12 protein-coding genes are annotated in these 13,910 nt (G+C 66.6%); 5 read left to right on the top strand and 7 right to left on the bottom strand.

The window, feature by feature from the left end; translation table 11 throughout:
* The first annotated feature begins 9 nt into the window (after nucleotides 1-9).
* Together ACJH71_RS09925 and ACJH71_RS09920 are read left to right on the top strand one after the other, a co-directional pair.
* Nucleotides 10-975, top strand: coding sequence for an enoyl-CoA hydratase/isomerase family protein (locus tag ACJH71_RS09925; protein WP_406757838.1), 966 nt, complete (start codon nucleotides 10-12; stop codon nucleotides 973-975).
* 4 nt (nucleotides 976-979) lie between these two features.
* Nucleotides 980-3,382 carry a CoA transferase gene (locus ACJH71_RS09920; RefSeq protein ID WP_406757837.1) on the top strand — a complete coding sequence of 801 codons (2,403 nt, stop codon included), beginning with the start codon at nucleotides 980-982 and terminating at the stop codon, nucleotides 3,380-3,382.
* An 8-nt stretch (nucleotides 3,383-3,390) separates the two neighbouring features.
* Here ACJH71_RS09920 and ACJH71_RS09915 read toward each other — a convergent pair whose 3' ends face one another.
* The 6 genes from ACJH71_RS09915 to ACJH71_RS09890 are packed head-to-tail and all read right to left on the bottom strand — an operon-like array spanning nucleotide 3,391 to nucleotide 9,488.
* Nucleotides 3,391-4,452 (bottom strand): LLM class flavin-dependent oxidoreductase, encoded by a 1,062-nt coding sequence (locus tag ACJH71_RS09915; protein ID WP_406757836.1) that lies wholly within the window; start codon nucleotides 4,450-4,452, stop codon nucleotides 3,391-3,393.
* On the bottom strand, nucleotides 4,452-4,955 hold the full coding sequence (locus ACJH71_RS09910) for an SRPBCC family protein (protein WP_406757835.1): 504 nt from the start codon (nucleotides 4,953-4,955) through the stop codon (nucleotides 4,452-4,454). The genes ACJH71_RS09915 and ACJH71_RS09910 overlap by 1 nt, the downstream gene beginning before the upstream one ends.
* 49 nt (nucleotides 4,956-5,004) lie before the next feature.
* A complete protein-coding gene (locus tag ACJH71_RS09905; protein ID WP_406757834.1) occupies nucleotides 5,005-6,033 on the bottom strand; it encodes a phosphotransferase in 1,029 nt (342 codons plus the stop codon).
* Nucleotides 6,034-6,080: 47 nt separating this feature from the next.
* On the bottom strand, nucleotides 6,081-6,920 hold the full coding sequence (locus tag ACJH71_RS09900; protein WP_406757833.1) for a mycofactocin-coupled SDR family oxidoreductase: 840 nt from the start codon (nucleotides 6,918-6,920) through the stop codon (nucleotides 6,081-6,083).
* A 34-nt stretch (nucleotides 6,921-6,954) separates the two neighbouring features.
* A complete protein-coding gene (locus ACJH71_RS09895) occupies nucleotides 6,955-8,157 on the bottom strand; it encodes a cytochrome P450 (RefSeq protein WP_406757832.1) in 1,203 nt (400 codons plus the stop codon).
* A gap of 29 nt (nucleotides 8,158-8,186) precedes the next feature.
* The gene (locus ACJH71_RS09890; protein ID WP_406757831.1) at nucleotides 8,187-9,488 is read right to left on the bottom strand and encodes a cytochrome P450; all 1,302 of its coding nucleotides are present in this window, start codon (nucleotides 9,486-9,488) and stop codon (nucleotides 8,187-8,189) included.
* A 137-nt stretch (nucleotides 9,489-9,625) separates the two neighbouring features.
* Between ACJH71_RS09890 and ACJH71_RS09885 the strand changes: the two genes are divergently transcribed.
* The gene (locus ACJH71_RS09885; protein ID WP_406757830.1) at nucleotides 9,626-10,279 is read left to right on the top strand and encodes a TetR family transcriptional regulator; all 654 of its coding nucleotides are present in this window, start codon (nucleotides 9,626-9,628) and stop codon (nucleotides 10,277-10,279) included.
* Here ACJH71_RS09885 and ACJH71_RS09880 read toward each other — a convergent pair.
* Nucleotides 10,276-11,019, bottom strand: a complete 744-nt coding sequence (locus ACJH71_RS09880; protein WP_406757829.1) for an enoyl-CoA hydratase/isomerase family protein — start codon at nucleotides 11,017-11,019, stop codon at nucleotides 10,276-10,278. The genes ACJH71_RS09885 and ACJH71_RS09880 overlap by 4 nt on opposite strands.
* 57 nt (nucleotides 11,020-11,076) lie before the next feature.
* Here ACJH71_RS09880 and ACJH71_RS09875 point away from each other — a divergent pair, with 57 nt between their 5' ends.
* Both ACJH71_RS09875 and ACJH71_RS09870 read left to right on the top strand, forming a co-directional pair.
* A complete protein-coding gene (locus ACJH71_RS09875; protein WP_406757828.1) occupies nucleotides 11,077-12,684 on the top strand; it encodes an AMP-binding protein in 1,608 nt (535 codons plus the stop codon).
* A 35-nt stretch (nucleotides 12,685-12,719) separates the two neighbouring features.
* Entirely contained in the window at nucleotides 12,720-13,910 is a 1,191-nt protein-coding gene (locus ACJH71_RS09870; protein ID WP_406757827.1) for an amidohydrolase family protein, read from the top strand.

Here is a 13,910-nt window from a genome sequence, read left to right as displayed (position 1 = left end):
AGTTCGCGAATGTCAGACACGCCAGGGTCTTCCCAGCGGCCGTCCGCGGAAGAGATCATCCGCTACCACAAGGATCCGGCCACCAAGATCGCCACCATCACCTTCGACCGCCCCGAATACCTCAATGCTCCGACGTCATCGGCGCGGCTGCGCTACGCGGACCTGCTGCGTGGGGCCAGTGTGGACAACGACGTCAAAGTGGTGGTGATCCGCGGTGTCGGGGACAACCTGGGTAGCGGTGCGGATCTTCCCGAGTTCATGGAGGGCGTAGACGAGCCGGAAAAGCGTTTGGCCGAGCTGCGTTTGGAAGGTATGGACGTCAACTATCCGCCCAAAGGCACCTTTCGCAACGGCGCCACCATCAGCGCCTGGTACGCCAACGTGCAAGCCGGCAACCGGCCGCTGCAGGAGCTCAAGAAGATCAGCATCGTGGAAGCAAAGGGCTACTGCTATGGCTGGCACTTCTATCAGGCCGCCGACGCCGATCTGGTGATCTCCAGCGACGACGCACTGTTCGGCCACCCGTCGTTCCGTTACTACGGCTGGGGACCGCGGATGTGGACCTGGGTGCAGATGATGGGGCTGCGAAAGTTCTCCGAAATGGTGTTCACCGGACGGCCTTTCACCGCCGCCGACATGGAGAAGTGCAACTTCCTCAACAAGGTGGTCACGCGCGAGGAGCTCGAAGCCGAGGTCGACAAGTACGCGCTGGCCTGCGCGCGCAACCGCCCGGTGGACACCGTGTTCATGCAGAAGATGTTCTTCGAGGTATACAAGCAGCATCAGGGCGAGTACATGGGCAGTCTGCTGTCGGCGTTCTTCGAGTCGATGGGTTCCGGCGTGGCACCCGACGCTGATGACCTGATGCTCGACGACGCCATCGAATCCGGTCTGTCCGGAGCGGTCAAGGACAACGACTCGAGGTTTCCTCCCGACTTCCGGCTGAGCAAGTCAAGCCGCAACAAGGAATCCTGACGCCGTGGAACCACTGCACGGCTACACCGTCGTCGACCTGTCCGACGGTATCGCCGGCGCCTATGCCACCAAGATGCTCGCCGACGGGGGAGCGACGGTGGTTGATGTCGAACCCCCGCACGGTGGTTCATTGCGCGGATGGTCGGCCTCGGGGGCCGAGGTCGACGTCGACGCCGGCGGTGTCCTGTTCAGCTTCCTGGGCTGTTCCAAACACAGTGTCGTCGCCGACCCGGGCAGCACCGAAGACATCGAGTTGGTGCACCGGCTGCTGGCATCCGCCGATGCGGTGGTGTGGTCGCCCGATGGAGCTGTCGGTCGCCACCCGTCGCTGGCGCCCGCCGAGATCCACCGGCGTCACCCGCACCTGGTGGTCACCACGATCACGCCGTTCGGACTGCATGGGGCGTGGCGGGATCGCCCGGCCACCGAGTTCACCTTGCAGGCCTGGTCGGGGGGAGCTGTCGGCCTGGGACGGGGTTCGCAGGACCGCGCTCCGGTACACATCGGCGGGCAGGTCGGCGACTGGCTCGCTGGGGCCTACGCGGCCGCGATGACGTTGGCGTCGCGGGTCCGCGCGCTGCGCGACGGGTGCGGGGAACTGATCGACCTGTCCGCGCTGGAAGCCCAGATCCTCGGCCTCACTTACTATCCCGTCACCTACTTTCAGGTCCTCGATCGCCCTTGGCGGTCCGAACGCCGACCGACGGTGCCCGGTGTGGCCGAGGCCGCCGACGGTCTGGTCGCGCTGGGCTGCGGCACCGCGCAGCAGTGGTTCGACCTGTGTGCGATGTCGGGTCACGACGAGTGGATCGACGAGAACTCGCCGCTGTCGATCACCGAGCAGGCGAACCTGCACGCAGCGGAGCTGTACGAGTGGGTACGCAGTCACAAGATCGACGATGTCCGCGACCTGGCGTCGGCGTTCCGGATACCCAACTCGCCGGTCGGCAACGGGGAGAACGTACCGACATTTGACCATTTCCGGCATCGCCAGGTGTTCACCCGCAATCCACGGGACGGGTTCCTCCAGCCGGTTCCGCCCTATCGGCTCAGCGGTGTGGCGCTGCAGGCACCGACCTCGGCGCCGCGACTGGGTGAACACACCGACCACTACCGGCAGATGCCGCCGTCGCGACGTGACGCCCCGGCTTCGGGATCGGCCGGGGAACGGCTGCCGCTGAGTGGCATACGCGTGCTGGACATGACCACCTTCTGGGCCGGACCGTCGTGCACGCACCTGCTGGCCATGCTCGGCGCCGAGGTGATCCATCTCGAGTCGACCCGGCATCCCGACGGCACCCGGCTGATCGCCGGGATACCGGTCAGCGAGGAGTCGTGGTGGGAGAAGTCCCCGATCTTCTCGGCGCTCAACACCAACAAGAAGGGTCTGACGCTGGACTTCCAGACACAGGCCGGCCGCGAGGTGCTGCACCGCCTGATCGCCACCTGCGATGTCGTCGTCGAGAACTTCACCCCCCGTGTCATCGAGAATCTGGGTCTGGACTTCGAATTCGTGCAGTCGCTGCGCAGCGACGTGATCATGCTGCGGATGCCCGGATTCGGCCTGAACGGCCCGTGGCGGGACAACCCGGCGTTCGCCTACGTCATCGAGGACGCCGCCGGGCTGAGCTGGCTGACCGGCTACCCCGATCGCAACCCTTATGAGCCGTATTCCATCGGGGACCCGAATGCGGGCGTGCATGCGCTGACGGGTCTGCTGCTGGCACTGGAGCATCGCCGCCGCACCGGGCAGGGCGTGCTGGTGGAGGCGGCCATGATCGACGCCGCACTCAATATCGCCGCCGAGCAGGTGATCGAATACTCCGCCAACGGTGCGCTGCTGCAACGTGACGGAAACCGCGGGCCCGCAGCCGCCCCGCAGAACTTCTATCAGACCGCCGGCATCGACGAATTCGGCCGGGACGACTGCTGGGTTGCGATCGCGGTCGCCACCGATGAGCAGTGGGGCAGCCTGCGTGTCGCACTGGGCGACCCGTCCTGGGCCGCCGATCCGGCCCTGGCGGACGCGGCCGGACGGCGCGCACGCCACGACCTCATCGACCAGGAGCTGTCCGGCTGGTGCGCGACCCGCAGCGCCGACGACGTCGTCGAAACACTGTGGAACGCTGACGTTCCGGTCGCCAAGGTCATGCAACCGCATCGCCAGACCGAGTTGGCGCAGTTGGCCGAGCGGGGCTTCTTCGAGCAGGTCGATCACCCGGTCAACGGCCCCGCGCCACACAGCACACTGCCCGCCCGGATGTCGCAGCGCCCGCACCGTACTCATACCCGCCACGCACCGCTGCTGGGCCAGCACAATCATGAGCTGCTCAGCGAGCTGGGCCTTTCCGAGACCGAGATCGCTGCCTTGGCTGCCGACGGGGTTATCGGCAGCTCACCCGGCTAGCCGGGCCGCTACCGCCCGGCGGGTTTGATCGAGTGCACCAGTTCGATCGCGGCGCCCAGCGTGGCGATCCGATCTTCGAGACGCTCCCCGGCCGGGTAGACCCGCACGGTGTCCACGCCGGTGTCGCACCAGACCTGCAGGCGGTCCCGGACCATCGCGGGGGTGCCGATCAAGGTGGTGGCCAGCACCATCTCGTCGGTGATCAGCGCGGCGGCGCCCTCCCGGTCGCCGGCCTGCCAGCGTTGCTTCACCGCGGCGGAGACATCCGACCAGCCCTGGCGACTGTAGGCCTGGTTGTAGAAATTGGTGCTGGTCGAACCCATTCCGCCCAGGCTGAAGGCCAGTTCGGCCTTGCGGCTGTCGATCAGTTCCTTCAGATGCCTCTCGTCGCTGGCGAACGACACTTCCGCGCCCTGGCAGATGTCCAGGTCCGCCCGGGTGCGCCCGGAGCGGGCCAGGCCGTTGTCGAGGTGGGTGAAGTAGGCCGCGTCGGCACCCTCGGGGACGAAGCTGGTGCCCAGCCAGCCGTCGGCGACCTCGCCGGTCAGCGCCAGCATCGCCGGGGTCAGGCTGGCCAGATACAGCGGAATCCGGTGTTCGGCGCGCATGGACAGCCGCATAGGCTTGGTGGCGGAATCGGGGCGGGGTATCTGGAAGTGCTTGCCGCTATAGGCGATTCGATCTCCGGAGATCGCCTGCCGGATGATCTCGATGGTCTCGCGCATCCGGCCGAGCGGCCGGTCGAAGGACTGACCGTGTAGCCCCTCGATGACCTGCGGGCCCGAGGCGCCCAGGCCGAGCAGGAACCGTCCTCCGGAGAGGTTGGACAGCGTGATGGCGGCTTGGGCGATGGCGATCGGAGTGCGGGTGGACAGCTGGATGATTCCGGATCCCAGCAGCATGCGATCGGTGCACGCGGCGTAATAGCCCAATGCGGAGACCGCGTCCGCGCCCCAGGCCTCGGCGACCCAGCAGATGTCCAGACCCATCTTCTCGGCCTCGCGGACCAGCAGCTTCTGGTGTTCCCAACTGCCGACACTGGCCGCTTCCAGCGTGATCGCCGCGCGCATCAGTTCTCGGCGCGCCGTTTGAGGTGATCGAGGGTGGCCGCCATGCCCGCCTCGAATTCGCGCATCCGCACGAACACGATCTTCTGTTCCTTGTCCGGCATCGCGGAGATGGCCAGCGAAAGGCCCGACGGCGCGGGCCCCAGCTGCATCCATTCGGTCAAGCGGGTGCCGGTTCCCTCCGGCTTCAGGCTCAACCGCCACGAGGAAGTGGGATGGTCGGGATCGCTTACCGCCCAACCGAACACCGTCAGCGGTTCGAACTCGACCACTTCGGAGACCGTGGACCATTCCCCGAGGGCGGGATGCCGGTTGTAGCCGGTAAACCGAGCACCCAACCGGGGCCCGTCACCGTCGGCCCATTCGACGCGCTGGAGTTCCTGACTGCTCTCGGCGACCGCGTGGATATCAATGGCCAGTTCCCAGACGCGTTCCGGCGGGGCATCGATCCAGGTGGAAACCTGCACCGTCGGCGCGTCGGCGTACACCGCTCCGGTCCACTCCATACGGAGATTCTCTCACTTGCTGCCCGGGTGGTGCATGGCTCGCGGGAGTTCAGCAGGGGCCGGATTCCAGCGCGGGAAGTGCGCCACGGGTATCCAGGTCGGTGAACGCTGCGGCATAACGCTGGGCGAGCGCCAGGCTGATGTCGGGCCGCTGCCAGTTGTCGCCGCCGGACAGCGTCGCGATCCAGATCGCCAGGCCATGCGCCGCTGACGCCCGATAGTGCAGCCAGATCTCCTCGGCCGACGGCAACTGCCCGGCTGGAAGGCCCAGGGCACCGCGGTATTCCTCGATCAGCGCCCGTTCGCCGTCGCGCCGGTCGGCGATGGTCAGCGCACCTTGCAGGAAGTAGCCCAGGTCCAGTGAGTAATTGCCGCGCCGCACCATCTGCCAGTCCAGGAAACCGACGTCACCGTCGGGCAACACGTAGGTATTGCCGATGTGCGGGTCGCCGTGCAGCAGGGTCTGCGGTCCCCGGGTCAGGCTGCGGATGTAGCGGGCCCAGGTGTCGCTGAACAGATCCACCCCAGACATCGCGGTGATCTCGGACGGCACCGAGTCGCCCAGCCTCTGGTAGGCCACCTCCAGCGGCGCCAGCTCCAGGCCGGCGAACGGGACGAACGGCTCCACCCAGTCCAGCGCAGGATTGCCGCTGATGCGCTCTCCCCAGAACGCCCCGTGCAGGCGGGCCAGTCCGCGGACCCCGTGGGCCGCCTCGTCGATGCTGAGCGGTTGGGTGGCGTCGCGCGGTTGCGCGCCGCGCGCCGCGGTGATGTCTTCCATGATCAGCAGGAAGTCGCGACGCGGTTCGTCGATCACCGCTCGATAGACCGTCGGATGGTCAAGCGGCAGTGCGACATCGGACAGAAAAAGCCGCGGCTCGTGGTAGAGGCCACTGGTCAGCTCCACCAAGTCGGCGTGCTCGGGGTCGATGGCCTTGGCGAACACGGTGGACGGCCCGCTGCCGGACGAATAGCTCAGAGCCAGGCGCGCTCGGCGGTTAGTGCCGTCGTCACGAGATGCCACCGTCACGGCATCCACGACCGCCCCGGGGTGGTGACCGCTGATCGCAGCGGTCATCCACTCCGGGGATATCGCGTCCCAACTGTCAGGGATGGCCGACAGTGTTATTTCAGGCAGCTTCCCGCGTCGACCGGCAGCGTGACGCCGGTGATGTAGCGGGCCTCATCGGAGGCCAGGAACAGCACGGCGTTGCTGATATCGACCGCGTCCACCCACGGCACCGGCAGGGTGTGGAACATCTGGCAGATCGGTGCCATGTCATCGGGGCCCGGGTTCTCCAGGTCCGGACGGAACATCTTCCAGGTGCCCTCGTTCATGATCATGCCGGTGCTGACGTGAGTGGGGTGCACGGTGTTGACGCGAATGTTCTGGTGTCCCAACTCGACGGCGAACGAGCGCATGATGCCCACCACGCCGTGCTTGGCGGCGACGTAGTTGCCGCAGTGCGGGTAGGCCTTCAGTCCGCCGACCGAGCTGGTCAGGATGATAGAGCCGCCCTTGCCGCTGGAAATAAGATGTGGGACACCCGCTTTGACCGTCTTCCACACGCCCGACAGGTTGATGTCGATCATCTCCTGCCAGTCGTGTTCGCTGCACTGGTCCAGGGTGTCGCCACCGTTGCCGATGCCGGCATTGGCAACGATGATGTCCAGACCGCCCAGCTCCTCCACGCCGGCGTCCACCGCGGCCTTGAGCCCGTCGAAGTCGCGTACATCGACCTCGGCCGTGAAGATCCGGCGCCCCCGTGCCTTGACCAGGTCGACGGTCTCGGCCAGTTCCTCCGGGGTGGCCGGCGGGATGGGCGAGTTCTGCACGATCGGCTTACAGACGTCGATCGCGATGATGTCAGCGCCCTCCTCGGCCAGCCGCACCGCGTGGCTGCGGCCCTGACCGTGGGCCGCGCCGGTGACGAATGCGACCTTGCCCTCAACACGTCCAGCCATGGAAACCCTCAATTCGTAACTAGTAGAAGTGGATTCATCCGACCGAAGCGGGCATGGACTCCCACCCGCGGACCGTCGAAGTTGGTGACAGCGCTGCCTTGCTGAGGTCGACCTCCCAGTCGGGGAAGCGTTTGAGGATCTCCTCCAGCGCGATGCGCCCTTCCAGGCGGGCCAGTGCGGCACCCAGGCAGTAGTGCGCGCCCACGCTGAAGGTCAGATGCTGGCGGGCTTCGCGGTGGATGTCGAAAACGTCACCGTCGGGGGCAAATCGGCGGTGGTCGCGGTTGGCCGCGCCGATCAGCATCATCATCACGCTGCCCTCGGGCACGGTCTGGCCGTAGTACTCCACATCCCGGGTGACGTAGCGCGCCACGTGCGGTGCCGGTGGCTCGTAGCGCAACAGCTCTTCGATCGCCTGCGGGACCAACGCCGGGTTTGCCACCAACGCGCGGCGCTGGTCGGGATGCTCGGCCAGCACCTTGCCGGTCCAGCCGATCAGCCGGGTGGTTGTCTCGTTTCCGGCCCCGGCCACCAGCATCACGTACATCAGCAGCTCGTCGCGGGTCAGCCGCCGCGTGGTGCCGGATTCGTCGGTGAATTCGACATTGAGCAGTTCGGTCATGATGTCGTCGGACGGGTGCTCGACGCGCCAGTCCAGATAGTCGGCGAAGATCGATCCGTCATCGAACCCCTCCGACGCAACCGTCATCGGCTTGCCCGCTTCGGTGCGCATGTTGTCATTCGAGCGGTCCCGGATGACCTCCTGATCTGCTTCGGGAATGCCCACCAGCATGCCGATCACCCGCATGGGCATCTGCGCGCCCAGGTCGGCCACGAAATCGAGGCTTCCGGTACCGATCAGCGGATCCAGGCAACGGGCGCAGTACTCGCGGATCTTGGATTCGAGTTCGGAGATCTTGCGCGGGGTGAACATTCGGGCCAGCAGCTTGCGGTGAATGTCGTGGATGGGCGGATCCTCGAACAGAATCAGCCCCGGCGGGATCGGGGTGTTGGCCTTGATCAGTTCCAGAATCGCGCCGCGCGCCGAGCTGAACGTCTGGTGATCGACCAGGGCCTTGTTGACGTCGTTGAAGCGGCTCAGCGCGTAGAAATCGTGCTCGGCGTTGTAGTACAACGGTGCCTCTTCGCGAAGCCGGCGAAACATCGGGTACGGATCGCTGTTGAGGTCAACGTCATACGGGTCATAGCGCGCTTCGTCGGTGGTGGTCACCGTCATGTTGTTCGTCCCTTCGGCGGAGCTGCGGTCTACAGGCCGGCGGTGACTGGAGCCGCCACCGGGGTAAATTCCAGGTGCAGTTCGGTCAATCCGCGCAGGATGAAAGTCGGCTCGAAGGTGAACCGGCGCTCGCCGGCCGGGCCGTGTTGGGATTCGTCGAGCCGGATATCGGTCATGCGATCCAGGATTCGTTCCAATGAGATGCGGCTCTCGGCGCGTGCCAGCGGTGAGCCCGGGCAGGTGTGGCTGCCGCGGGCAAATGCCAGGTGCTCGCGCACATTGGGACGGTCGATCCGCAGTTCGTGCGGGTTGTCGAACTTGCGAGGATCGCGGTTGACCGCGCCGGGGAACATCACCACGACGGTGCCGGCCTTCAGCTCCACCCCGCCCAGCGTGGTGGTCTTGCGCACCAATCGGGGGTCGGTCTTCACCGGGCTTTCCAGCCGCAGGGTCTCCTCGAGGAAGTTCGGGATCTTGCTGCGGTCGCTGCGCAGCGCCTCGACCAGGGCCGGGTCCTCGGCCATGAATCGCAATGCGGCACTGAGCAGTTTGGTGGTGGTCTCCTGACCGGCGCCGAACAGGAACGTGGCGCTCTTGACCACGTCGGCGATCTCGGGAATCGAGCCGTCCTCGTAGGTGGCGGTGGCCAGGTCGGTCAGCACGTCGCCGCGAGGGCTTTCCCGCCGGTCGGACAGGTAGCGGCTGAACTTGTCATCCAGCCAGGCCAGCGGATCGTGGGCGAGCTCCTCATGGTCCAGCGCGCCGATGCGGGCACCGGGCTGTGGTGCGCCGAGCACCTCCTGGAACACCGGCCGGTCCTCTTCGGGCACACCGAGCAGGTCGGCGACCACCAGCATGGCGAACGGGCGGGCATAGGAGGTGAGGAATTCGCAGCTGCCGCTGTCGATGAAGTAGTCGAGCTGGCGATCGGCCAGCTGCCACATGAAGTCCTGGTTCTCCTTGAGCCGCTTGGGCGTGAGCAGTCGGCTCAGTATCGATCGGGCCTTGGTGTGCATCGGCGGGTCCATCGTCACCATGTGCTCGGTCATCGGCATCAGGTGGCGGTTGGCCTCGATCTGAGCGCTGATGTCGTCGCCCTCGGGGGTGAACGGCAGCGGCGGGAACGGTCCGCCGACCGCGACCAGGTTGGAGTAGGTGTCGGAGTCGCGGTAGATCTCGTTGGCCTCTTCGTGGCCGGTTACCGCGACCACGTCGTACACGCCCAGCGGCGTGACCGGGTTCTGAGCCCGCAGATAGTCGAAGTATGGGTGGGGATCGGGTACCAGGGACTGATCGGTGAAGAAGTCGATCGTCGCGAAGTCAGTCAACATGGACCTCTCTGCAGAACGGGCTGACAGCTGCTGTGCACCTGCTTAGCATGGGCGGGGTTGGGGGGTCAAGGGTTGCGACGCCACTACGATGGCCGCCGGACATGTAAAGGTGACGACAACGATGCGGAGCGAACTGTATGTCCGAATCGGCTAAGGGACAGCGCAGAATTGGGGCACCGGACGCGAAGAACCGGACCCTGTTGCTCGACGCTGCCGAAGAGCTTCTGCTGACCGCCGGCGCCGGCGCGGTGAGTTCGCGCCGTGTCGCCGAGCGGGCGGGCCTCAAGCATCAGCTCGTGCACTATTACTTCCGCACCATGGACGACCTGTTCCTGGCGATGTTCCGGCGGCGCGGCGATCAGGGATTGGCCGAACAGGCGGCGGTGCTGGCGTCGCCGCAGCCGCTCTGGGCGCTGTGGCGATTCAACACCGACCCGGCGTGGACGGCGCTGACCATGCAATTCATCACCGTGGCCAACGAGCGCGAGGCCTTGCGGGCCGAGATCGCCAACTACGCCGAGCGGCTTCGCGCCGAACAGATCGCGGCGGTTTCCGGGCTGTTCGCCCGGTATGGCGTCGACGACGCGGAATTCCCGCCGACGGTGTTGATGGTGCTCATGACCAGCGCCTCGCGGATGCTGATCATCGAGCAGGAGGCGCTGGGCATGACCCTCGGCCACGCCGAGACCGTGGAGTTCGTCGAGCGCTGGCTGCAACGGCTCGAGGGCGACCCGCCACCGCACGCGCCGCTCGCCGGCGTCGCGCTGGCCTCGGGGCCCGCCCCGCATTAGCGCTGCTTCCTGCCTTGTTGGAGGCGATCCGCGGCCTCCCAATGCGCGTCGGCGACCCACAACCGGGCGAATGCCGCCACCGCCTCGTCTGCCGATGCGCCACCGAGCACGCGCTTGATCTCACCGGCCGAGGGATTGGCCAATGACCGGGCCAGGGCACGCCATTCGGCGTCGAAAGACTCCCGGGGGACCACCCGGTTGATCAGGCCGATGCGTTCGGCCGCCGGAGCGTCCAGCATGGTTCCGGTGCCGGCCAGCAGCAGCGCCTGACTGTGTCCGACCAGCTTGCCCAGCCGCTCGGCGCCGCCCCAGGCCGGCATGATCGCCAGGGACACCTGATTGAACGCGATCTTGATGTCCGCGGCCGCGATGCGGATGTCGGCGGCGACCGCGACTTCGGCGCCACCACCTAATGCGTGGCCGTTCAAGGCGGCGATCACCGGTGCCGGGAACGCGGCGATCCGATCGCACAGCGTGCGCATCCGCCAGGCCATCGCCGCCGCTTCGGCCTCGGTGCGCAGGGCGGCGAGCTGCTTGAGGTCGCCGCCGGAGACGAAGGCGCGGTCGCCTCCGCCGGTGATCACCAGCGCCTGCGCCCCGGCGACCTTGTCCAGCGCCCGGTCGAGTTGCTCCATGGTTTCGGGGGCGATGGCGTTGCGGGCCTGGGGCCGGTCGATGGTGATGATGGCCAGGCCGTCATCCAGTTGCACGTCCAGCTCGTCCGGACAGTCCTGGCCCATGGCTCTCCACTCAAGATATTGGCATTCTCAAAAACGGAGAATAGCATCACGGGCAAGATGCGAAAGATTCCTGCCGACCTGGTTCGGCACTATGAAGAGCAGGGATGGTGGACCCGCGAAACCCTCGGTGACCTGCTCGCCACCGGGCTGGCGGCGAGCGCCGAGACCGGGTTCGAGGTGCACTCGGCGGTACGGCCGTGGCGGGGCAGTTTTGCCGACGTGGAGCTCGTCGCCCGCCGGCTGGCGGCCGGGCTGCGGGCCCGCGGCGTCGGCCCGGGTGATGTGGTGGCCCTGCAGCTGCCCAACTGGATGGAGGCCGCCGCGGCGTTCTGGGCGGCGGCGTTCCTGGGTGCGGTCGTGGTGCCCGTCGTGCACTTCTACGGCCCACGGGAACTGGGCTTCATCCTGTCCGCCAGCCGGCCGCGGGTGTTCATCACCGCCGAACGATTCGGGCGGATGAGCTTTCGGCCCGAGCTGTGCGCCCACATCCCGATCATCGGGGTGGTGGGCGGGAACGACGCGAGCGTGGTGGGCGGGAACGACGCGAGCGGGGTGGGCGGGAACGTTGTCGACTTCGAAGACCTGCTCGCCGATGAACCGATGGCGGGCACGCTGCATACCGACCCCGGTGCACCGGCGTTGATCGCGTTCACCTCCGGGACCACCCGCGAACCCAAGGGCGTGATCCACAGTCACCAGACCCTGTGCTGCGAGACCCGCCAGCTGCTGGCCAACTACCCCAAGGATCGCGGTCGCCAGCTCACCGCCACCCCGGTCGGGCACTTCATCGGCATGGTCGGGGCGTTCCTCATCCCGGTACTGGAGGGAGCGCCGATCGACCTCGCCGACGTCTGGGACCCCGCCAAGGTGTTGGCACTGATGGCCGAGCAGGGCGTGTCGATCGGTGGCGGGCCGCCGTACTTCGTCACCAGCCTGCTCGATCACCCGGACTTCACCGACGCGCACCTGCGCCATATCCGCCACGTCGGTCTGGGCGGGTCGACGGTGCCCGGGGCGGTCACCCGACGACTCGCCGACCTGGGCATCTTCGTCTTCCGTTCCTACGGCAGCACCGAGCATCCGTCGATCACCGGTTCACGCCCGAGCGCGCCCGAGGACAAGCGATTGTTCACCGACGGCAATGCGCGGCCCGGCGTGGAGGTGCGGTTGGCCGACGACGGCGAAATCCTGAGCCGCGGACCCGACCTGTGTCTGGGCTACACCGATGACGCGCTGACCGCGGCGGCGTTCGACGCCGAGGGCTGGTACCACACCGGGGACATCGGGGTGCTCGACGCCGACGGGTATCTGACCATCACCGACCGCAAAGCCGATGTGATCATCCGCGGCGGCGAGAACATCAGCGCCGTGGAGGTCGAGGACGTCCTGTTGGCGATGCCGGCGGTGGCCGAGGCGGTCGTGGTCGCGGCGCCGGATGCCCGGCTGGGGGAGCGGGCGGTCGCGGTGCTGCGCCTCAAGCCGGGGTGCGTGCTGCCGGCCATGGCGCAAGTGCGGGAGCACTTCGAGCGGATGGGCGTCGCGCGGCAGAAGTGGCCCGAGGAACTGCGTGAGGTCGAGGACTTCCCGCGCACGGCCAGCGGCAAGGTGCAGAAGTACCTGGTGCGCAACCAGCTCGCCGAGAGTGTTGCAACGACACCTATGTGAGAATAAGATTCTCATGAACCGAAAAGGAGCATTTCATGGGTCAACTGTCACATCGCGTGGACGTCCCGTTCCCCTTGTTTGATGCGGATAACCACCTTTACGAGCCGCCGGAAGCGCTGACCAAGTACTTGCCCAAGGAGTACAAGGACGTCGTCCAGTACGTGGAGATCAACGGGCGCACCAAGATCGCCATCCGCGGCCAGATCAGCAACTACATTCCGAACCCCACCTTCTCGGTGGTCGCCAAGCCGGGCGCCTGGGAGGAATACTTCAAGTACGGCAACCCCGACGGCAAGAGCAAGCGCGAGCTGTTCGGCGAGCCGATGAAGTCCATCCCGGCGTTCTTCGAGCCCGCTCCGCGGCTGGAGCTGATGAACGAGCTGGGCATCGACCGCTCGCTGATGTTCCCGACCCTGGCCAGTCTCATCGAGGAGCGGCTGCGCGATGACCCGGTCACCATCCACGTCATCATCCACGCCTTGAACCAGTGGCTGGACGAGGTCTGGGGCTTCAACTACCAGAACCGCATCTTCACCACGCCGGTCATCACGCTCCCGATCGTCGAGAAGGCCATCGAGGAACTGGAGTGGGCGGTCAAGCGCGGTGCCCGCGCCATTCTGATCCGGCCGGCCCCGGTGCCCGGCTTCCGGGGCCCGCGTTCGTTCGCGCTGCCCGAGTTCGACCCGTTCTGGGAGAGGTGCGTCGAGCACGACGTCTTCATCGGGATGCACTCGTCGGACAGCGGCTACTCCCGCTACACCTCCGAGTGGGACGGTTCGGTGGAGGAGATGCTGCCGTTCCAGACCAACGCCATGGGCATTCTCAACGAGTGGCGCCCGATCCAGGATGCGGTGGCTTCGTGGGTGATTCACGGTGCCCTGTTCCGCCACCCCAAGCTGAAGGTCGGCATTGTGGAAGCCGGCTCCAAGTGGATGTTCCCGCTGCTGGACTCCATGACCGAGGTCTATCGGAAGGCGCCCGAGGCGTTCCTGGGCAACCCGATGGAGGAGATCAAGAACCGGATCTACGTCAGCCCGTTCTACGAGGAGGGCATCGACGACTTGATCAACCTGGTGGGCGTGGAGCAGGTGCTCTACGGTTCGGACTGGCCGCACCCGGAGGGCTTGGCCGAGCCGACGCACTACATCACCGCGCTGTCGCACCTGCCCATCGAGGACCAGGCCAAGATCATGGGCGGTAACCTCGGTCGGCTCGTCACCGTCTAG

The organism is Mycobacterium sp. SMC-15, from assembly GCF_045310925.1.
In the GTDB taxonomy this organism is placed as follows: Bacteria; Actinomycetota; Actinomycetes; order Mycobacteriales; family Mycobacteriaceae; genus Mycobacterium.
This window is presented reverse-complemented; position numbering and strand designations above follow the sequence as displayed.

Excerpts from the sequence above, each read along its gene's own strand:
- ACJH71_RS09890 (WP_406757831.1), bottom strand. The coding sequence starts at position 9,488 with ATGTTGACTGACTTCGCGACGATCGACTTCTTCACCGATCAGTCCCTG.
- ACJH71_RS09905 (WP_406757834.1), bottom strand. The coding sequence starts at position 6,033 with ATGACCGCTGCGATCAGCGGTCACCACCCCGGGGCGGTCGTGGATGCC.
- ACJH71_RS09925 (WP_406757838.1), top strand. The coding sequence starts at position 10 with ATGTCAGACACGCCAGGGTCTTCCCAGCGGCCGTCCGCGGAAGAGATC.
- ACJH71_RS09900 (WP_406757833.1), bottom strand. The coding sequence starts at position 6,920 with ATGGCTGGACGTGTTGAGGGCAAGGTCGCATTCGTCACCGGCGCGGCC.
- ACJH71_RS09880 (WP_406757829.1), bottom strand. The coding sequence starts at position 11,019 with ATGGGCCAGGACTGTCCGGACGAGCTGGACGTGCAACTGGATGACGGC.
- ACJH71_RS09870 (WP_406757827.1), top strand. The coding sequence starts at position 12,720 with ATGGGTCAACTGTCACATCGCGTGGACGTCCCGTTCCCCTTGTTTGAT.
- ACJH71_RS09895 (WP_406757832.1), bottom strand. The coding sequence starts at position 8,157 with ATGACGGTGACCACCACCGACGAAGCGCGCTATGACCCGTATGACGTT.
- ACJH71_RS09885 (WP_406757830.1), top strand. The coding sequence starts at position 9,626 with ATGTCCGAATCGGCTAAGGGACAGCGCAGAATTGGGGCACCGGACGCG.
- ACJH71_RS09875 (WP_406757828.1), top strand. The coding sequence starts at position 11,077 with ATGCGAAAGATTCCTGCCGACCTGGTTCGGCACTATGAAGAGCAGGGA.
- ACJH71_RS09910 (WP_406757835.1), bottom strand. The coding sequence starts at position 4,955 with ATGGAGTGGACCGGAGCGGTGTACGCCGACGCGCCGACGGTGCAGGTT.
- ACJH71_RS09915 (WP_406757836.1), bottom strand. The coding sequence starts at position 4,452 with ATGCGCGCGGCGATCACGCTGGAAGCGGCCAGTGTCGGCAGTTGGGAA.